This window comes from Halioglobus maricola (assembly GCF_009388985.1).
Lineage (GTDB): Bacteria > Pseudomonadota > Gammaproteobacteria > Pseudomonadales > Halieaceae > Halioglobus > Halioglobus maricola.
On sequence record NZ_CP036422.1, the window covers coordinates 2,318,399 to 2,337,125 of the forward strand.

Annotated in this window: 16 protein-coding genes and 1 tRNA gene; 2 read left to right on the forward strand and 15 right to left on the reverse strand. The window is 55.4% G+C overall.

All coding sequences use genetic code 11. The features are described 5' to 3' along the window. Positions 1–5: 5 nt before the first annotated feature. The 5 genes from EY643_RS10510 to sdhC all read right to left on the reverse strand — a co-directional run bounded on the left by EY643_RS10510 (position 6) and on the right by sdhC (position 6,294). Positions 6–2,864 (reverse strand): 2-oxoglutarate dehydrogenase E1 component, encoded by a 2,859-nt coding sequence (locus EY643_RS10510; protein WP_205743031.1) that lies wholly within the window; start codon positions 2,862–2,864, stop codon positions 6–8. 206 nt (positions 2,865–3,070) lie between these two features. Next, the gene (locus tag EY643_RS10515; RefSeq protein WP_152662165.1) at positions 3,071–3,775 is read right to left on the reverse strand and encodes a succinate dehydrogenase iron-sulfur subunit; all 705 of its coding nucleotides are present in this window, start codon (positions 3,773–3,775) and stop codon (positions 3,071–3,073) included. A 12-nt stretch (positions 3,776–3,787) separates the two neighbouring features. Then, the gene (sdhA, locus tag EY643_RS10520; protein ID WP_152662166.1) at positions 3,788–5,560 is read right to left on the reverse strand and encodes a succinate dehydrogenase flavoprotein subunit; all 1,773 of its coding nucleotides are present in this window, start codon (positions 5,558–5,560) and stop codon (positions 3,788–3,790) included. 6 nt (positions 5,561–5,566) lie between these two features. Further along, the gene (gene sdhD, locus EY643_RS10525; protein ID WP_152662167.1) at positions 5,567–5,926 is read right to left on the reverse strand and encodes a succinate dehydrogenase, hydrophobic membrane anchor protein; all 360 of its coding nucleotides are present in this window, start codon (positions 5,924–5,926) and stop codon (positions 5,567–5,569) included. Then, complete coding sequence (gene sdhC / locus EY643_RS10530) at positions 5,920–6,294, reverse strand: succinate dehydrogenase, cytochrome b556 subunit (RefSeq protein WP_152662168.1); 375 nt, start codon at positions 6,292–6,294, stop codon at positions 5,920–5,922. Before sdhC ends, sdhD begins: the two co-directional genes overlap by 7 nt. Before the next feature lie 316 nt (positions 6,295–6,610). Here sdhC and gltA point away from each other — a divergent pair, with 316 nt between their 5' ends. Together gltA and EY643_RS10540 are read left to right on the forward strand one after the other, a co-directional pair. Next, positions 6,611–7,900: a citrate synthase gene (gltA, locus tag EY643_RS10535; RefSeq protein WP_152662169.1), complete on the forward strand. Its 1,290-nt coding sequence runs from the start codon at positions 6,611–6,613 to the stop codon at positions 7,898–7,900. Between the two features lie 88 nt (positions 7,901–7,988). After that, positions 7,989–9,110: a beta-ketoacyl-ACP synthase III gene (locus EY643_RS10540; RefSeq protein WP_152662170.1), complete on the forward strand. Its 1,122-nt coding sequence runs from the start codon at positions 7,989–7,991 to the stop codon at positions 9,108–9,110. Between the two features lie 17 nt (positions 9,111–9,127). On the opposite strand, the gene hisC is transcribed toward EY643_RS10540, so the two are convergent. The 10 genes from hisC to phoU (EY643_RS10590) all read right to left on the reverse strand — a co-directional run bounded on the left by hisC (position 9,128) and on the right by phoU (EY643_RS10590) (position 18,709). Next, positions 9,128–10,183 (reverse strand): histidinol-phosphate transaminase, encoded by a 1,056-nt coding sequence (hisC, locus tag EY643_RS10545; protein ID WP_152662171.1) that lies wholly within the window; start codon positions 10,181–10,183, stop codon positions 9,128–9,130. Between the two features lie 84 nt (positions 10,184–10,267). Then, positions 10,268–10,343 (reverse strand) — tRNA-Glu (locus tag EY643_RS10550). Positions 10,344–10,456: 113 nt separating this feature from the next. After that, positions 10,457–11,689, reverse strand: coding sequence for a putative porin (locus tag EY643_RS10555; RefSeq protein WP_152662172.1), 1,233 nt, complete (start codon positions 11,687–11,689; stop codon positions 10,457–10,459). A 237-nt stretch (positions 11,690–11,926) separates the two neighbouring features. Then, positions 11,927–12,640 (reverse strand): phosphate signaling complex protein PhoU, encoded by a 714-nt coding sequence (gene phoU, locus EY643_RS10560; RefSeq protein ID WP_205743032.1) that lies wholly within the window; start codon positions 12,638–12,640, stop codon positions 11,927–11,929. Positions 12,641–12,658: 18 nt separating this feature from the next. After that, positions 12,659–13,405 carry a phosphate ABC transporter ATP-binding protein PstB gene (pstB, locus tag EY643_RS10565; protein ID WP_276612722.1) on the reverse strand — a complete coding sequence of 249 codons (747 nt, stop codon included), beginning with the start codon at positions 13,403–13,405 and terminating at the stop codon, positions 12,659–12,661. Positions 13,406–13,564: 159 nt separating this feature from the next. Then, positions 13,565–14,851: a phosphate ABC transporter permease PstA gene (gene pstA, locus EY643_RS10570; protein ID WP_152662174.1), complete on the reverse strand. Its 1,287-nt coding sequence runs from the start codon at positions 14,849–14,851 to the stop codon at positions 13,565–13,567. Further along, positions 14,844–16,232, reverse strand: coding sequence for a phosphate ABC transporter permease subunit PstC (gene pstC, locus EY643_RS10575; RefSeq protein WP_152662175.1), 1,389 nt, complete (start codon positions 16,230–16,232; stop codon positions 14,844–14,846). The genes pstA and pstC overlap by 8 nt, the downstream gene beginning before the upstream one ends. Before the next feature lie 76 nt (positions 16,233–16,308). Further along, positions 16,309–17,451: a substrate-binding domain-containing protein gene (locus tag EY643_RS10580; protein ID WP_240732671.1), complete on the reverse strand. Its 1,143-nt coding sequence runs from the start codon at positions 17,449–17,451 to the stop codon at positions 16,309–16,311. 158 nt (positions 17,452–17,609) lie between these two features. Continuing rightward, positions 17,610–17,948 (reverse strand): GFA family protein, encoded by a 339-nt coding sequence (locus EY643_RS10585; RefSeq protein WP_240732672.1) that lies wholly within the window; start codon positions 17,946–17,948, stop codon positions 17,610–17,612. A gap of 41 nt (positions 17,949–17,989) precedes the next feature. Next, positions 17,990–18,709: a phosphate signaling complex protein PhoU gene (phoU, locus tag EY643_RS10590; protein ID WP_152662177.1), complete on the reverse strand. Its 720-nt coding sequence runs from the start codon at positions 18,707–18,709 to the stop codon at positions 17,990–17,992. Positions 18,710–18,727 lie beyond the last annotated feature (18 nt).

Consider the following 18,727-nt stretch of genomic DNA (forward strand, 5'->3'; position numbering starts at 1 on the left):
CGCGCTTAATTTTCCCAGGGCGTTTCGGGCGCCAGGGCTTTGTTGATAAATGCTTCCAGTTGTTCCAGATGCAGGGCCATGTAGCCCGCCGCAGGTGATGCAGAACTGTCCCGACCGACGTAATGCAGGTAAACACCCTGCTTGTGCTTGAACAGGGCTCGGCGCATATGGTGCTGACTGGAATACCAGGCACCCTGGTTCATCGGCTCTTCCTGACACCACACGGCGTCCGAAATATTGGGGTACTGCGCCAGAATCTCAACGAGGTCATCCTCGGGGAACGGATACAGCTGCTCAATTCGGAGGATCGCGATATTGTCGATGTCGCGCTCGCGACGGGCCGCACGCAAGTCGTAGTAGACCTTGCCGCTACACATAATAACGCGCTCGACCTTGGACTTATCCAGTTCATCCGTCTCGTCCAGGACGTTAAAGAATTTCCCTTCGGCCAACTCCTCGACAGTGGAAATCGCCTCTTTGTGACGCAACAAACTCTTGGGTGACATCACGATCAGCGGCTTGCGCAGCGGGCGAATCGCCTGACGTCGCAGCATGTGGAACACCTGAGCCGGAGTGGTGGGTACGCAGACCTGGATATTGTGCTCGGCACACAACTGCAGGAAACGTTCGAGGCGCGCAGAGGAATGCTCGGGGCCCTGCCCTTCATACCCGTGGGGAAGCAACATGGTCAGGCCGCAAAGGCGTTGCCACTTGTGCTCACCCGAGGTGATGAACTGGTCTATGACCACCTGGGCGCCATTGGCGAAATCGCCGAACTGGGCTTCCCAGACAACCAAGCCCTTGGGCATGGTGGTGGAGTAGCCGTATTCAAAGGCGAGTACCGCTTCTTCCGAGAGCAGCGAATCGTAGATGACGAACGGCGCTTGTTCCTCGCTGATATGCTGTAGAGGGACGTGGCAGCTCTCGTCTTTCTGGTTGTGCAGCACCGCATGACGATGTGAGAACGTGCCCCGGCCGACATCCTGGCCGGTGAGGCGCACTGGGTAGCCCTCTTCCAACAGCGTCGCGTAGGCCATGGTCTCCGCGAAGCCCCAGTTGATAGGCGTCGCACCAGCGGCCATCTTACGGCGGTCCTCGATAATTTTATTCACGGTACGCTGTATCGGGAAATTATCGGGGGCCATGTTGAGGTCATTACCCAAGGTCCGCAACTTCTGGATATCGACGGTCGTATCGGCTTCGTCCGTCCAGTTGTGGCCAATATAGGGGGACCAGTCGACAAACAATGTTTTGTTCGGCTCCGAGACCAGGCTGCTGACCAGTGGCTCACCGCGGTCAATAGAGTCGCGGAAACCGTTCACCAGATAATCGTCCTGATCTTTGGTCAGAACGCCCTGGCCGATCAATTTGGCGGCGTACAGATCGCGGGTTGTCTTGTGCTTGCGAATCGTCTGGTACATCAGCGGCTGAGTCACGGAGGGCTCGTCGGCCTCATTGTGCCCCCGGCGGCGATAGCAAATCAGGTCGATGACGACGTCTTTCTGGAATTCGGTACGGTAATCCACCGCGAGTTGGGTGACGAACAAAACAGCTTCAGGATCGTCTGCGTTGACATGGAAAATTGGCGCCTGGACCATCTTCGCTACATCGGTGCAGTACTCGGTAGAACGCGCGTCCTCACGCTTGTTGGTGGTAAAGCCCACCTGGTTGTTCAACACGATATGGATGGTGCCGCCAGTCTTGTAGGCGCGGGTCTGGGACATCTGGAATGTCTCCATCACTACGCCCTGACCAGCGAATGCGGCGTCCCCGTGGATCACGATCGGCACAACCTTGTCACCGTCGGTGTCTTGGCGGCGCTCCTGGCGCGCGCGCACACTCCCCTCAACGACCGGAGAGACGATCTCCAGGTGGGAGGGATTGAAAGCCAGTGCCAGGTGAATTTCACCGCCCGGCGTCATCACATTGGAAGAGAAGCCCTGGTGGTACTTCACGTCGCCGGAACTATCGTATTCGACTTTGCCCTCGAACTCGTCGAACAGGTCAGCCGGGTTTTTACCGAAGGTATTGACCAGCACGTTGAGGCGGCCACGGTGAGCCATGCCAATCACGATTTCCTTCACGCCATAGCTACCCGAACGCTGCACCATTTCTGCCAGCATCGGAATAAGGCTCTCGCCACCTTCCAGGCCAAAACGTTTTGTCCCCGGATACTTGGAACCGAGCGATTTCTCCAGTCCCTCGGCCTTGATAAGGCGGCGGAGCAAGGTCAACTGAATATCCTTGCTGAAGTCCGGTGCGCTGCGCACCGACTCCATACGCGTCATGATCCAATGGCGCTCATCGGTATTCACAATGTGCATGAATTCTGCGCCAATCGACTTGCAATAGGTGCGCTCCAGGGCGTCGTGTATCTCACCTAGCGTGGCGTCCGCTTTGCCGATGTGAAGGCTACCGGTCTGAAAGACTGTGTCGTAGTCCGCCTGGGACAATTCGTGGAAAGACAATTCCAGGTCGCGAACATGTTCGCGCTCAGCGATACCCAGCGGATCAAGCTCCGCTTTCTGGTGCCCGCGTTGGCGATAAGCGGAGATAAGTTGAACTACACGGACCTGTTTGCGCTCGTATTCAGTGGCCTGGGAATCGTGCTGTACGGTCGCCTCAGTGCGCACCCGCATCTTGCTGATCTGGGCAAATCGGTCTCGCACCACCGAATGGGGAATATCCTCAATATGGGCGCTATCTGTTTCGACCCTCGGTAGTTTGTCGAAGTATTCGCGCCACTGCTCAGGCACGCCGTTCGGGTCCTTGAGGTAGGACTCGTACAGATCTTCGACATAGGTGGCGTTGCCACCAGCAATATGAGAACTCCGCCACAGGAGTTCCATTGAGCTTTCTTGCATTACAGCCCTTCCGGAATGGAGGTTGAGCGCCCTTCATTGGGCGGATAAATCCAGAGTTTAGCAGTCGCTGGACCGCAGTGCCGATAAGACCTTGGTCCAGCCGCTGTAAAGCGCCTGCCGCCAAATACTGACGACAAGAGCAAAAATTAAAATGCGCTGCTTTTCAACAGCTTAAAGGGAAAACCTCAAGCTGTTCCGCGGAAACATCAGGTGGCGCGGGAAAGTAGCATGTTGCGAATGTGACCAATAGCCCGTGTCGGGTTCAAGCCTTTCGGACACACGTTTACGCAATTCTGGATGCCGTGGCAGCGGAATACGCTGAACGGATCGTCCAGTTTAGCGAGGCGCTCGTCCGTCGCAAGGTCACGGCTGTCAGCCAGGAAGCGGTACGCCTGCAGCAGGCCAGATGGGCCAATGAAGCGGTCAGGGTTCCACCAGAACGAAGGGCAAGCTGTGGAACAACAGGCACACAGGATGCACTCGTAAAGGCCGTCGAGTTTCTCGCGGTCTTCAGGCGTTTGCAGGCGCTCGATTGCGGGCGCCGGCGTGTCGTTGAGCAGATAGGGCTGAACCTTCTCGTATTGAGCGTAGAACATGGTCATATCCACAACCAGGTCCCGAACCACCGGCAAGCCCGGCAGCGGGCGAATCACCAGCTTGTTTTTGTCCACTGCTTCTGAGAGCGCAGTAATACAAGCCAGGCCATTCTTCCCGTTCATATTCAGGCCATCAGACCCACATACGCCCTCGCGACAGGAGCGGCGATAGGCCACGGTCGTGTCCTGCGCCTTGATCAGCTCCAGTACGTCCAGCACCATCAGGTCTTTACCGCCAGTATCGACCTGAAAGTCCTGCATTGAAGGCTCGCTGTCCGTTTCGGGGTTATAGCGATAAATACTCACTTGCAACATTCGTTCAGCCCCTTAGTAAGTCCGAATCTTCGGTTGGAAGGTGTCTACAGTTTTCGGCTCAAAGTTCACAGCACGCTTGCCCACGCTCTTGTCGCCAGGGAAGTACATGGAGTGACACAGCCAGTTCTCATCGTCACGATCTTCGAAATCTTCGCGGGCGTGAGCCCCTCGGCTTTCTTTACGCTCTTCTGCGGTGATCGCGGTCGCTTCGGCCACCTCGAACAGATTGTGCAGTTCAAGGGCTTCGATACGAGCGGTGTTATACGCCTGGCTCTTGTCTTCAAGCGAGGCATTCTCAATGCGCCCGCGCAAATCTGCGAGCTTCTTGATGCCTTCCTGCATGAACTCACCGTTGCGGAACACACCGAAGTGGTTCTGCATGGTGTTTTGCAGCTCTTTGCGCAAGTCGGCCACTTTCTCGCCGCCGGTAGAATTGTTGAGCTTGTCCAGACGGGACATAGCCTGCTCGACGTCTGAATCGGAAGCGTCACGCATGTCGATACCGTCGCGCAAAGCACCTTCGATGTACTGACCAGAGGCACGGCCAAACACCACCAGATCGAGCAAGGAGTTACCGCCGAGGCGATTGGCGCCGTGTACCGACACACAGGCTACTTCACCACAGGCGTACAAGCCCGGAATGATCTGGTCATTGCCATTGGCATCCACCGTCAAAGCCTGACCGTGAACGTTGGTGGGAATACCGCCCATCATGTAGTGACAGGTGGGCACCACGGGCACGGGCTCTTTAACCGGATCTGCGTGAGCGAAGGTACGGGACAGCTCGCAAATACCGGGCAGACGGCTCTCGAGAACCTCTTCACCCAGGTGGTCTAGCTTCAGGTAAACGTGATCGCCATCCGGGCCACAGCCGCGGCCGTCGAGTATCTCGAGCACCATTGAACGGGCCACAACATCGCGACCCGCAAGGTCCTTGGCGTTTGGCGCGTAACGCTCCATAAAGCGCTCGCCGTCCTTATTCACCAGGTACCCGCCTTCACCGCGACAACCTTCTGTGACCAACACGCCCGCGCCGGCAATGCCGGTGGGGTGGAACTGCCACATTTCGATATCCTGCACCGGGAAGCCCGCACGCAGTGCCATACCGATACCGTCGCCAGTATTGATGTGGGCATTCGTCGTAGAAGCATAGATTCGCCCTGCTCCGCCGGTAGCGAATACAGTGGCCTTGGATTTAACATAAACCGTTTCGCCTGTTTCCATGCAGATAGCAATAACACCGACGACGGCACCGTCCTGATTCTTGACGATGTCGGTGGCGTACCACTCGTTGAAGAACACTGTATTGTTCTTCATGTTGCCCTGGTACAGGGTGTGCAGGAGCGCGTGACCGGTACGGTCGGCTGCTGCACAGGTACGGGCAGCCTGGCCGCCCTCACCGAAATTCTTGGACTGGCCGCCGAAGGGGCGCTGATAGATGCGGCCTTCTTCGGTGCGCGAGAATGGCAACCCCATGTGCTCAAGCTCAAACACCGCCTGGGGGCCTTCGCTGCACATATATTCGATCGCGTCCTGATCGCCAATATAGTCCGACCCCTTTACGGTGTCGTACATGTGCCAGCGCCAATCGTCATTGGGATCGTCAGAGGCAATAGCGCAGGTGATGCCGCCCTGGGCAGAAACCGTGTGCGACCGAGTGGGGAAAACCTTGGAGATTACAGCAGTCTTGTAGCCGGACTGGGCCAACTGCAGTGCGGCGCGCATTCCTGCGCCACCGCCGCCGACGATAACGCCGTCAAATGAAATAGTACGAATTCCGGACATAATGTTTTAACCCCAGAGGATCTGGACGCCCCAGATCACATAAACAAAGATCACCAGGCTGCAGGCGATTTGGAACGCCACGCGTATGAAGTTGCCATTCTTACCCATCATCCGCTCGGTCATGTAGTCGGTGCTGACTGCCCACATGCCAATCCAGGCGTGCGCTGCCAGTGACAGAATGGCCAGCAACGTAAAGACGCGCATGCCGGTAGATTCAAAGCTCGCCTTCCAGCTCATATAGTCGACACCGCCCATAAGGGTGCAGCCAATACAGATGAAGTACGCGAGAAGGATAACGCCGCTGACCCGCTGTACGAGCCAATCGGACAGGCCTGAGCGGCCAAAACTGGTTACAGACCTTACCATATCCATGCACCTGCAATAAGAATCAGAACAACGGAGAGTGCTATAACGATGCGAGCGCCCAGGACGCCTCCTTCCATCGATTCACCGATACCGAAATCCATAATGACGTGCTTGATGCCCGCCAATGAGTGATAGATCAATGCGGCGACAACGCCCCAGATAATCAGTTTGGCTATGACGCTGTCGAGACACTCCTGAACCTGGGCGAAACCTTCGGGACCAGAGAGTGACTGATCGAAGAGCCAGAGCAAGATGCCGACACCGACGAATAAAGCTACGCCGGTTGCGCGGTGTGTAATGGACGCCCATGCGGTAATGGGAAGCCGCATAGTACCGATGTCCAGGTTAACGGGACGATTGTCTTTCACATTGGATACCATCGTTGCGCCGTGAGGCGGTTAAAAGGACGGCGTGGAGCCTATTCTCGCAGCAAACCCATCGTTGGGGAGCTTACCAAAACGCGCGAAATTATAAGGACTTAGCGCGCTAATTACAAATTTAGAACCGGTTCTGTCGCAATTACTTGATTTGCAGCAATCTGCAGCGATCTCCCGAAATCTCGTTTGCCGATTTTACGCTCTATCTGGGCGCACGATAGGCGACTTTAGGCTAAGGTCGATTGACAAAAATGGCGGAATCTCTATAGTGGGCCACCCCACTGAGATATCAACGCAGGACCCTTCTATGAGCGACAAAAAAGCCACCCTTACGATCGATGGAATGGACGAGGCAGTGGAATTGCCTATCTACTCCGGGACCATTGGGCCGGACGTTGTCGACGTGGGTAGCCTCACCGGCAAAGGCATGTTCACGTACGACCCTGGCTTTGTTTCTACTGCATCTTGCGAATCCCAGATCACCTACATCGACGGTGGCAAAGGTGTTCTGCTCCACCGCGGCTACCCCATTGAGCAGTTGGCCGAACACTCTGACTACCTGGAAACCTGTTACTTGCTGCTCTATGGAGAGCTGCCCAACAAGGAACAGAAAGAGGCTTTCGTCGATACCGTCACCAACCACACCATGGTTCATGAACAGCTGGTGCATTTCTTCAACGGCTTCCGTCGCGACTCTCACCCCATGGCCATCATGTGCGGCGTAGTCGGTGCCCTCTCCGCCTTCTATCATGACTCGCTGGATATTTCCGATGAGCACAGCCGCCAGGTAGCCGCATTTCGCCTGATTGCTAAAATGCCCACCATCGCTGCCATGAGCTACAAGTTCTCCATCGGCCAGCCCTTTATGTACCCAGACAACAACATGAGCTACGCAGAGAACTTCCTGCACATGATGTTTGGCGTACCCTGTGAAAAGAGCAATATCAGCCCCGTGCTGGCCAATGCGATGGACAAGATCTTCCTGCTCCACGCGGATCACGAGCAGAATGCTTCCACCTCAACCGTTCGTCTGGCAGGCTCCTCCGGTGCTAACCCCTTCGCCTGTATCGCCGCGGGTATCGCCGCACTGTGGGGCCCCTCCCACGGTGGTGCAAACGAAGCTGTGCTGAATATGCTCGAAGAGATCGGTGATGAATCCCGCATCGACGAGTTTGTTGCGAGAGCCAAGGACAAGAGCGATCCATTCCGCCTGATGGGCTTTGGCCACCGCGTCTACAAGAATTTCGACCCTCGCGCCAAGGTCATGAAGCAGGCGGCAGACGAAGTACTGGCTGAACTCGGCCTGGAAGATGACCCCCTGCTGAAGATTGCCAAGCGCCTGGAACAGATCGCCCTGGAAGACCCCTACTTCGTAGAGAAGAAGCTCTACCCCAATGTCGACTTCTACTCAGGCATCATCCTCAAGGCTATCGGCATCCCCACCAGTATGTTCACCGTGATTTTCGCCGTGGGCCGCACGATTGGCTGGATCGCCCACTGGCACGAGATGATCAGTGGCAGCTACCGTATCGGCCGCCCTCGTCAGCTGTACACCGGCCACGACAAGCGTGACTTTGTCTCACTCGACGATCGCTAAGCGGTGATATCACCACGGAAAAGGCCGCTTTGCGGCCTTTTTTGATAGTACACTACTGCAAGAACAAGACTTCCAGGAAAGCGCTCCCATGACCGACATTGTCATCAGTGGCACCGGCCTCTACACCCCGCAAGAATCAATCAGCAATGAAGAACTTGTTGAGTCATTCAACGCCTACGTCGAGGCCTTTAACGCCGAGAACATGGCGGCCATTGAAGCGGGCGAACTTGCGCCGTTACAGCCGTCCTCCGCCGAATTTATCAACAAGGCGTCCGGCATCGAATCACGTTACGTGATGAACAAATCCGGCATTCTCGACCCCGAACGCATGGTGCCGTCGTTGCCCGACCGCCCCAATGAAGAACAGTCTATCCAGTGTGAAATGGCTGTCGGCGCCGCAAGAAACGCCATGGAGCAAGCCGGTAAAACCGCAGCAGATATTGATGCCGTCATCGTAGCCGCTTCCAATATGCAGCGCGCCTACCCCGCCATGGCTGTGGAAATTCAGGACGCCCTGGGTATCAAAGGTTTTGGCTTTGACATGAATGTTGCCTGTTCTTCCGCGACCTTCGGCATCCAGCAGGCCAAGGACATGGTGGCCTCCGGCAGTGCCAGCTGTGTGCTGATGCTGAATCCGGAGATCTGTACCGGCCACCTGAATTTCCGCGACCGTGACTCCCACTTTATTTTTGGCGACGTCTGTACTGCCGTCATCGTCGAGCGCGCAGATCAAGCGACCGGCCAGGAGCAATTCCTGATTGTGGACAGCGTATTGCAAACCATGTATTCCAATAACATCCGCAACAACTTCGGCTTCCTCAATCGCGGTGACGAATCAGGCATAGGCGAAGATGACAAACTGTTTGTACAAGAGGGCCGCAAGGTTTTCAAAGAAGTGTGCCCGGCAGTGGCAAACCAGATCAGTGGTCAGTTAGAGAAGTTGAGCATCCCCGCAGCCAGTTTGAAGCGCATGTGGCTCCACCAGGCCAACCTGAGCATGAACCAACTGATTTCGAAACGGGTGCTCGGTCGCGAGGCGGCGCCTGAAGAGGCGCCTACGATTCTCAATGAATACGCCAACACCAGCTCTGCTGGCTCAGTCATTGCGTTCCACAAGCATCGCGATGATTTCGCCAGCGGCGACCTCGGCGTACTCTGCTCCTTCGGAGCCGGCTACTCGATCGGCAGCGTGGTTTTAAAGAAACGCTAGGGCCTGCTGCAGGCGCCCTACAGCACGTCCTCCAGTACACTCAGAAGTTCGTCCATCTCCGCATCAGTTCCGATACTGATGCGCAAATACTGGCTGATCAGGGGCTTATCGAAGTAACGCACGATAACCCCCCGCTGCCGCAATTCAGCAAAGATCTCAGCGGCGTCACGCCCAGGATGCCGCGCGAACACAAAATTCGCCGATGACGGCAACACCTCAAATCCCAGCAAAGACAGCTCATGGCTGGTGCGCTCGCGCGTGGCAATCACTTTCTGGCAACAGTTCTGGAACCAGGCCTCATCCTGCAGCGACGCAAGCGTCGCGCGCTGCGCCACAATATCCATGGGATAGGAATTGAACGAGTCTTTCACCCTCACCAGCCCTTCTATCAATTCGGCCGGACCGAATGCCACCCCTACCCGCATACCTGCCAGCGAGCGAGACTTTGAGAAGGTCTGCACAACCAGCAAATTGTCGTGGTCCGAAATCAGGGCGGTTGCTGATTCGCCGCCAAAGTCGATGTATGCCTCGTCGATAACGACAACCGAATCCGGGTGGGTCTCCAGCAGCCGGGCAATATCGGCTTTCGCCAACAGGACGCCTGTTGGCGCATTCGGATTGGGGATCAGAATACCGCTATTAGCCATACTGTAGGCATCGACATCAATCGTGAAATCGCCCCGCAGAGGCACGCGCTCGTAGGCTATCTGGTACAGCTCACTCCACACCGGATAAAAGCTGTAGCTGATCTCTGGAAACAATAGCGGCTTGTCGTGTTTGAGCAGGGCCTGGAAGGTGTGTGCCAGCACCTCATCTGAACCATTGCCCAGAAAAACCTGGTCGGAACCGAGGCCCTCCCGATCGGCGAACGCTTCTCTCAAAGCGCTGGAATCGGGGTCAGGGTAACGTTTCAGTTCGTCGGGGCTAATCGAGGCAATAGCGTCCAGTACCGCCGGCGAAGGGCCGTAGGGATTCTCATTGGTGTTGAGTTTAACCAGCCGCGTTCCTTGCGGTTGCTCGCCGGGAACATAGGGGGTCAGCTGCCGGGCCAGGTCACTCCAATAACGGCTCATACTGCGAGGGTCTCAATGGCAAAAGATGCAGTTTATCGGAGTAGAAAAAGAAAAGCCCGGCTCTTTCGAGCCGGGCTTTGATGTTGGTATCCCGTAGGGGGTTCGAACCCCTGTTACCGCCGTGAAAGGGCAGTGTCCTGGACCACTAGACGAACGGGACAATGTGCTGGCCTCAACCAGACGACGCGCATTATAAGCAACAGAGAACGCATTGCAAGACTTGAAGCGCCATTTTGGCGTAAAAAGCTTACAGTGGCTATTTCCTGAACAACTCTAGTACTTGAACTTCGCGTCGATCATCAGGCGATCGTAATCGCGGACATCACACTTGACGCTGTCTGTGCACTTCTCGCCGTCGAAATAGGTGAAGCCCAGAATCCACTTCTCAACGATGGTGTAAGCGCCGCTGAACTTGTGGCCCTTGCCGTCGGTACCACCGCCCATGAAGTCAGAATCGGTGAGCAGGCCAAGGGTCGCATCCGCTTCCAGATCCTGGTACTGATACTGAATCTGCCAGCTGCCTTTGTTCTTGGCCTTGCCGAGCTTGGCGCCCACGATGTAACCCGTATCCTGGTCATCCGCATCCTGGTTCTGGATGACGTCACCATACAGGGCCAGCGGCATCTCCCAGACATTGAAATTGGCGTCTGCGCCCAGGCTAACGACTTCATAGTTGTACAGATAGTTGCCGGCCTCGTCAGTGGAGTTGCCGAACAGCTCATCGTCATAAAACGCCGACTGCCCTTTCACCGGGATATCAAGATAACCAGCAGCCAGAGTAACAGGGCCGAAACTCGTACCGACTTGCGCGCCCCAGAAGGCTTTATCCAAACCATCCTTACTGTCGCTTTCCAGATGAGCGTAGGAAGAATTCACGAAGAAGTGCTTGCCGTCGTAGCCAGCGAACAGACCTTCAGGCCGGAAATCGCCGTCCCAGATCAAACCGCTCTTCTGCGGCTTGAAGTATGGGTTGCTGACCTTACCGCCCGAGAGCCAGAACTCGTTGGGCTGGTAACGGAAATAGGCCTTGTCGAGGCGCACGTCCTTGGTTGAACCGCCACCACCCAGGGTCTGGTTTGTGGAAACAGGGTCGTCTCCACCGGTCGCGACGCCCAGGCCCAGAGTGATGTCTTCGGTGGTTTTGGCAACGAGCTCAGCTCGAGCACGGATCCGATGGCGTTGGCGATCGTCGCCCCCGTCGTCGATGTCCTCGTAGCGGTACCGGAAGTCGCCTTTCCAGGCGAGTTTCTCGGCCCAGCTTGTGGAGCTGTTCTGCGCCTTCAGAGACACGACGTCGGCCTGCAGAACCGCGAGGTCTTCGACCGGCACGGTAGCAGCAGATTTCAGTGCGGTGTTCTCGGCTTCCAGCGCCTCAACCCGTGCCGCCATCGCCGCAAACTGGGTCTTGAATTGCTCCCATTCTGCCTCAGGTACGTGGGCCTGGGCAGTTACACTGACACTACCAGCCACAGCACTCAGAACTGCCGCGTTTAATAATTTCTTCATAATCCAAAGCCTCAATAATGACCGTTTTTGGGTCGTTCTTGCGTATTTGGCGCAGAATACGAACTTTTTGTGACAGTTGTGTTACAGAGAGTAGGAAAATAAGAATAGAAAAAGGGACTATTACCACCGGGAAACGGCACTGTGACCGCTATGTTACAGCGAGAGGGAGCCTCAGTAGATATCGCCCACGGACGGGGCGGGAAGGAATAGGTACGCGCGCAGCACGTACCTCAGTGCTTACAGATAACGGTCCTGGATTTCCTTGATGCTCAGGTGACGTACATCCGAGCCCTTCACAAGAAATACCACCTCTTCGCAGAGGTTCACCGCGTGGTCCCCTATTCTCTCGAATGCACGCGCGCACCAGTTGATACGCAGCAGCGTCTTGACCGAGGCAGGCTGCTCCATCATATGGGTGATCGAAAGGCGGGTAATACTGTCGAATTCGCGATCTATATCCGGATCCTTGGCGGCAGCCACGATCGCAGCTTCAACATCGAGCCGAGCGAAAGCATCCAGCGCGCCTTGCAATAAATCTATAGCACTCTTGCCCAGGTGCTTGGGGTCCTCGCGAAACTGCACGCTATCGCGCCCTGAGGCAATGGTTTCGGCCAGGCGACCAATTTTTTCAGCCTCGTCGCCAATCCGCTCCAGATCCGCGGCCATGCGAATCACGCCGACGATCATCCGCAGGTCGCTCGCAGCGGGCTGACGCAACGCCAGCAAGTCTGTGCACTTGGCATTAATCGACACTTCCAGATCATTGACCTTGTAGTCAGAGGTGGCTACCTTCTCTGCGAGAGTCAAATCCCCCTTGGTCAGAGCCTTGAGTGCATTGCGGCACTGTTTTTCTACCAGCCCCCCCATCTTCAGGACATCTGCCCTCAGCGCATCGAGCTCCTCGTTATAGCGATGTGAAATATGCTGATCGAGATTCAACTTGTCATCCACGGCGAGCGCCCCCAGGTATCAGCCGAAGCGGCCGGTAATATAGTTTTCAGTAAGCTCATGCTTGGGCATTGTGAACACATCTTTGGTGTCCCCTACTTCGATCAACTTGCCGAGATGGAAGTATGCCGTGCGGTCAGAGACCCTCGCTGCCTGCTGCATCGAGTGCGTCACAATGGCGATGGTATACCTTGCCTTAAGCTCATCGATAAGCTCTTCAATACGTGCTGTGGCAATCGGGTCCAGTGCAGAACAGGGTTCGTCCATCAGAATCACCTCCGGGCTTACCGCTATTGCGCGCGCGATACACAGGCGCTGCTGCTGACCGCCTGAGAGACCTGTTCCGGGCTTATCCAGGACATCCTTAACCTCGGACCAGAGGCTCGCACGTTTGAGGCTCTTCTCCACGATCTCATCCAATTCAGCTTTGCTATGCGCCAGGCCGTGGATACGAGGCCCGTAGGCAACGTTTTCATAGATAGACTTGGGGAAGGGGTTGGGTTTCTGAAACACCATGCCAACCCGAGCCCGCAGTAAAACAGTATCCTGGCCCGCGGCATAAATATTGCCGCCATCAAGCTTGAAATCGCCCTCTACACGGCAAATCGGAATGATGTCGTTCATCCGGTTAAGCGTGCGCAAGAAAGTGGATTTGCCGCAGCCTGAAGGGCCAATCATGGCGACCACTTCGTTCTCTGCTATGTCCAGCGATACGTCCAGAATCGCTTGCTTGTCGCCGTAATAGACATTGACGTTGCGAGCAGACATCTTGGCGTTGTCCACGAAAGGCGTGCCCACCGTCTCGTAACCAGACACATCGCTGTGCTGATGTATATCCAGCCCCGGCGCATCGGCGCCCTCTTTCACTTCTCTGGCTACGGGAATTGCAGTCATTTTGTCAGACCCTTCCATCTTAAATTCGTGTCTCTATTTGAGTTCGAAGCGCTTGCGCAAATATATCGCGAACGCATTCATAACAATAAGAAAGCCCATCAACACCATGATCGCCGCAGATGTCTTTTCGGTGAACCCGCGCTCGGGGCTGTCAGCCCACAGGAAGACCTGCACAGGTAATACGGTGGACGGGTCGGTTACCCCACCCGGGACGTCCATAATGAACGCAACCATACCGATCATAAGTAGTGGAGCAGATTCACCCAGCGCCTGAGCCATCCCAATAATCGAGCCAGTCAGAATGCCTGGCATGGCCACCGGCAGCACATGGTGAAATACCGTTTGCAGCTTTGACGCGCCTACTCCCATTGCCGCCTCACGTATCGAGGGGGACACTGCCTGTATAGCTGCGCGAGAGGTAATAATGATCGTCGGCAAGGTCATCAGCGAGAGCACAATACCACCGACCAGCGGGGCGGATCTGGGCAGTTCGAAAAAATTGATAAACACCGCGAGGCCGAGTAATCCGAAGACAATAGAGGGCACCGCAGCCAGGTTATTGATGTTGATCTCAATCAGGTCGGTAATGCGATTACGCGGTGCAAATTCTTCCAGATAGACCGCGGCAAATACCCCGATCGGAAACGCCAACAAAAAAGTGACTATCAACGTGAAAAACGAACCGTGCAAGGCGGCGCGAATACCCGCCAGTTCCGGCTCGCGCGAATCACCCTCGGTAAAGAACATCCAGTTGAAACGGGTCTCGGTCCGGTCGTCTTGTTGCAGGCTATCGAGCCAGTCCATATGGAGGTCCTTGACCCGGCGCTCTTCCTCTGGAACATCCCGCGTGACCTGCCCCTTCAGGTAACTGGCTGCCTGTGAATGGGCCAGCAACCATACTTCCCGGCTTTCTCCCAGCAGGGATGGTTCGGCCATCACCATATCCTGCAACTGGTATTCAGCCCCCAGGCTAAGCAAGCGATAGAGCTGGCGTTTTTCCTTGCGCCCGCTCACTTCCGGAAACAATTCACGCATGGATTTCTTGGCAAGCCCGGCATAGTCGCCTGCCCTCAGCTCTTGTGCAGTGGAGCTACTGCTGACATCAATGACCTCAGCGTCGAAATGCACTGGCACCAGCAGATACTTCTGGGTAAAAGCAGGCGTTCCCTTACTCACGATATCGAACAAGAGAATAAACAGAAATACGAAACCCAACATCACCGCCAGGCGCCCATACCACTGAAAGCGTTTCTCTTTCGCGTAGCGTTTCTTCAGCGACGCTTCGATAAGCTCTGTGTTCTTGAAGCTTCCCTTACTCATATTGCTCTCTATAGCGGCGCACAACATAGAGCGCGACGACGTTTAACAAAAGGGTTACAAAAAACAGCACGAGACCAAGTGCAAAAGCTGCCAGCGTCTTCGGGCTATCAAACTCCTGATCTCCTACCAGTAGCGTTACGATCTGTACCGTAATCGTCGTCACCGCTTCCAGAGGATTTATCGTAAGTTTGGCCGACAAACCCGCCGCCATCACCACGATCATTGTTTCACCAATAGCACGGGACACCGCCAACAGAATTCCGCCGACTATACCGGGTAGCGCGGCTGGCAAAAGCACTTTGCGAATCGTTTCGTTCATGGTCGCACCCATACCCAGCGATGCTTCTCGCATGCTGTCCGGAACGGCATTGATAATGTCGTCAGACAAGGACATGACGAAAGGAATAATCATAATTCCCATCACCAGACCAGCGGCGAGCGCGCTCTCAGACGCGACCGTAAGCCCCAGGCTCTCGCCGAAGTTACGAATGAAAGGAGCCACGGTGAGCGCGGCAAAAAAGCCGTATACCACGGTGGGTACACCCGCGAGGATTTCAAGAACCGGCTTGGTAACTGCACGAAATCGACGACTCGCGTACTCTGAAAGGTAGATCGCCGACATCAGGCCCACGGGGACCGCAATCACCATTGCGACTGCCGATATCAACAGCGTACCTACCAGCAACGGCACGAAACCGAAGGATCCTGAAGCGCCCACTTGATCGAGGCGGATGGCCATCTGCGGGCTCCACTGCAACCCGAAGAGGAAGTCCTGTACCGGGATTGTCTGGAAAAATCGGACGGCTTCGAAAAGCACGGACAGAACAATACCCAGCGTCGTCAACACCGCTATGGAAGAGCATGCGAACAATATCCATGTGAAGATGGATTCTACCGAATTCCGCGCGCGCAACACCGGGGTGATGCGAATAACCGTGAGTGCTCCGCCGAGAATAGCCACTACACTCACCAACAGTAGCTTCAGATTGCCGCTCTGGCTAACCAATGCGCTGTATTGCTCAGCTCCCGCGACCTGGGCCGGATCCAATAAGCTGGCATCGCCACCACTGATGGCAAAACTCACCAACTGGTTGTAGTAGAGCCCTATTTCGCTGTCGCTCAAACGGAGAATTTCAACGGGGAACTCGGAGACCACTATCCCGCGGATGACTGACCCTTCCACCCCGACCCAGGTCACCAGAACCAGCAGCGCAGGGAGGCCTGCCCACAGGGCGGTCATATAACCGTAGTGCTTGGGGAGAGAGTGAAGCACCTGCATGCCACCGGCAGCGCTGGCAACCATACGAGAACGCTGGCGGCCGACGAAAAAACTGACAAGGCAGAGTGCTAGCAGGGTGAGAAAAACAGTAGATGTCTGCATTACGGGCCCGTAAAAAATAAGATGCGCCGCTTAAAAGCGGCGCATGAGTTTACAGCATTATTGGCGGAAACCCTCGTTACATTTCGAGGAGTTTGAGCTCCGCCACGTCCTTCTGCACCTGCTCCAGCTCTTCATCACCTAGCGGGATGAGGCCTCGCTCCGGAAGGTAACCGTCTTCGCCCATTGCCTTGTTGGAGGCGAACTCAGCGGCATATTCCTGAATGCCGGGGATCTTGCCAACGTGGGCCGCCTTCACATAGAAATACAATGGGCGAGAGACCGGGTAGTCGCCATCGGCAATGGTGTCGAACGAGGGTGTTACACCGTCCACGACTGAGCCCTGGACCTTGTCACCGTTCTCTTCGAGGAAACTAAAACCAAAGATACCCAGTGCGCTGGGATTAGCTTCGAGCTTCTGCACGATCAGGTTGTCATTTTCACCAGCTTCGATATACGCGCCGTCTTCGCGCACAGCGTAAGCAACTGTCTTGAAGATGTCTTTACCACTGGGCGCCTTGCCCTTTTTCTCGACGTAAGCATCATAAACGCCAGCGGGAATACCCAGAGACGCAATGGCTGCCTTGAGTGCTCCTGCGTCGCCTGAACTAATGCCGCGCAGTTCTTTCAGTGCTGCGATAGCCTGAGCGCCGCCGCCCAGAGCGAGCTCAGCAAACGCATCGCGAGTACCGGAGGTCGGTGGAGGGCCCAGCACCTCGATATTCACAGCAGGCAGCGCAGGATTCACGTCTTTCCAGGTCTTGTAGGGGTTAGGAATCAGCTTGCCGTCAGCGCCGGGAACATCCTTGGCCAGCGCCAGATAGAGGTCCTTCAGGCTGAGCTCCATCATCTGCGCCTTGCGACTATTGGCGATGGCGATACCGTCATAACCCACCAGCACTTCAAGAATGTCGGTTACGCCGTTGTTCTGGCAATCATCGTACTCGCTTTTCTTGATCCGGCGAGACGCATTGGTGATGTCAGGTGTGTTGGAGCCAACGCCTTTGCAGAACAGCTTGAGCCCGCCGCCGGAACCGGTCGATTCGATTTTAGGCGTCTTGAAGTCGGTTGACCGACCAAAACGCTCGGCCACTACAGTGGCGAAGGGATACACCGTGGAAGAACCCACGATGCTGACATTGTCACGACCTTGCGCCTGCACATTTGAAACTGAGGCAATGGTCATTGCTGCTGTGACTACCGCTAAAATTTGCTTCTTCACTTGCTTAGAACTCCCTGAGGCTTGGATACCTGGCTCGAGTAGAACTCCAGATTTGGGAGCAGTCTATGGCGGAAATGTTACGGGAATATTACAGTGGTAAGCTATTGTTTTATATCGACTTATAATGAATGCCAGGCTGAAGGGAGGGCACTAATGCGTCATTCATCCATGCTTTTATGGGCCAGTGCGTGCGCATTCTCCTCCCAGTTCTGACCATCAAAATCGACAATGCTCAACTCCGGGGGCAATTCATCGAGGCAGTTGACATTAATGTCGATGCCATCAGGATTGGAGCGAGGCGTATAGAAAGGTTTTACCCCACAGATTTTGCAGAAGGTGTGCCTGGCCACGCCGGTGTTGAAAGTGTAGGTGGTGATCGCCTCCTCACCCGCGAGTAGCTGGAACCTGGACAGCGGCACTATCAGGTGCAGAAAACCAGCTTTGCGGCAGATCGAGCAGTTGCAACGCTCGACTTCTACGCTCTCAGGCGCTTCCACCTGAAAACGCACCGCCTGGCAATGGCAACTGCCTCGATATATCAAATGTCACCGACCTGTTCTATAAAGTCCTCAAGGCTACGGTGTCGTACATCCTGGCCGCGCACCAGGTAAACGATATGCTCGGCAATATTCGCAGCGTGATCGCCGATTCTCTCCAAGCTACGAAGCGCCCACATTTCGTTGAGGATGGCGCCAATATCTCGTGGATCTTCCATCATGAAGGTCACCAGGCTACGCATTGCACTGTCGTATTCCTTGTCGACTTTGCTGTCTTCTTTCACAACCTCCACTGCCAGTTCGAGGTCCAGACGAGCGAAAGCATCCAGCGATTTTCGCAGCATGGCACCCACATGGCTGCCAATATGCCGGATCTCAACATAGTTGGTCGGGGAGACATTTTCCTCAGCGAGTCGAATCGCCTGACGAGCAATCTTGGCCGCTTCGTCACCAATACGCTCAATATCGGTATTGACCTTCATCACCGCCACGACAAGCCGTAGATCACTGGCGGCGGGTTGGCGCCGAGCCAGGATGGTGGCGCATTCATCATCAATGGCGAGTTCCATCTGATTGACCTCATGGTCACGGTTAACGATAGACTCAGCTTCACCGGTGTCACGCGCAACCAAAGCCTCTACCGCCTCGCTCAACTGCTGCTCAACCTTCCCACCCATTTCCAGCAGATGGTTCTTGATAGCCTCAAGCTCGGTGTTGAATTTCTCTGATATGTGCTGTTTGTAATCGTCCTGCTTCAGCATGTCCTGTTCCTCAGGGTT

Excerpts from the sequence above, each read along its gene's own strand:
- pstA (WP_152662174.1), bottom strand. The coding sequence starts at position 14,851 with ATGAGTAAGGGAAGCTTCAAGAACACAGAGCTTATCGAAGCGTCGCTG.
- pstC (WP_152662175.1), bottom strand. The coding sequence starts at position 16,232 with ATGCAGACATCTACTGTTTTTCTCACCCTGCTAGCACTCTGCCTTGTC.
- EY643_RS10510 (WP_205743031.1), bottom strand. The coding sequence starts at position 2,864 with ATGCAAGAAAGCTCAATGGAACTCCTGTGGCGGAGTTCTCATATTGCT.
- pstB (WP_276612722.1), bottom strand. The coding sequence starts at position 13,405 with ATGTCTGCTCGCAACGTCAATGTCTATTACGGCGACAAGCAAGCGATT.
- phoU (WP_152662177.1), bottom strand. The coding sequence starts at position 18,709 with ATGCTGAAGCAGGACGATTACAAACAGCACATATCAGAGAAATTCAAC.
- EY643_RS10555 (WP_152662172.1), bottom strand. The coding sequence starts at position 11,689 with ATGAAGAAATTATTAAACGCGGCAGTTCTGAGTGCTGTGGCTGGTAGT.
- EY643_RS10540 (WP_152662170.1), top strand. The coding sequence starts at position 7,989 with ATGACCGACATTGTCATCAGTGGCACCGGCCTCTACACCCCGCAAGAA.
- gltA (WP_152662169.1), top strand. The coding sequence starts at position 6,611 with ATGAGCGACAAAAAAGCCACCCTTACGATCGATGGAATGGACGAGGCA.
- sdhA (WP_152662166.1), bottom strand. The coding sequence starts at position 5,560 with ATGTCCGGAATTCGTACTATTTCATTTGACGGCGTTATCGTCGGCGGC.
- sdhD (WP_152662167.1), bottom strand. The coding sequence starts at position 5,926 with ATGGTAAGGTCTGTAACCAGTTTTGGCCGCTCAGGCCTGTCCGATTGG.
- hisC (WP_152662171.1), bottom strand. The coding sequence starts at position 10,183 with ATGAGCCGTTATTGGAGTGACCTGGCCCGGCAGCTGACCCCCTATGTT.
- EY643_RS10515 (WP_152662165.1), bottom strand. The coding sequence starts at position 3,775 with ATGTTGCAAGTGAGTATTTATCGCTATAACCCCGAAACGGACAGCGAG.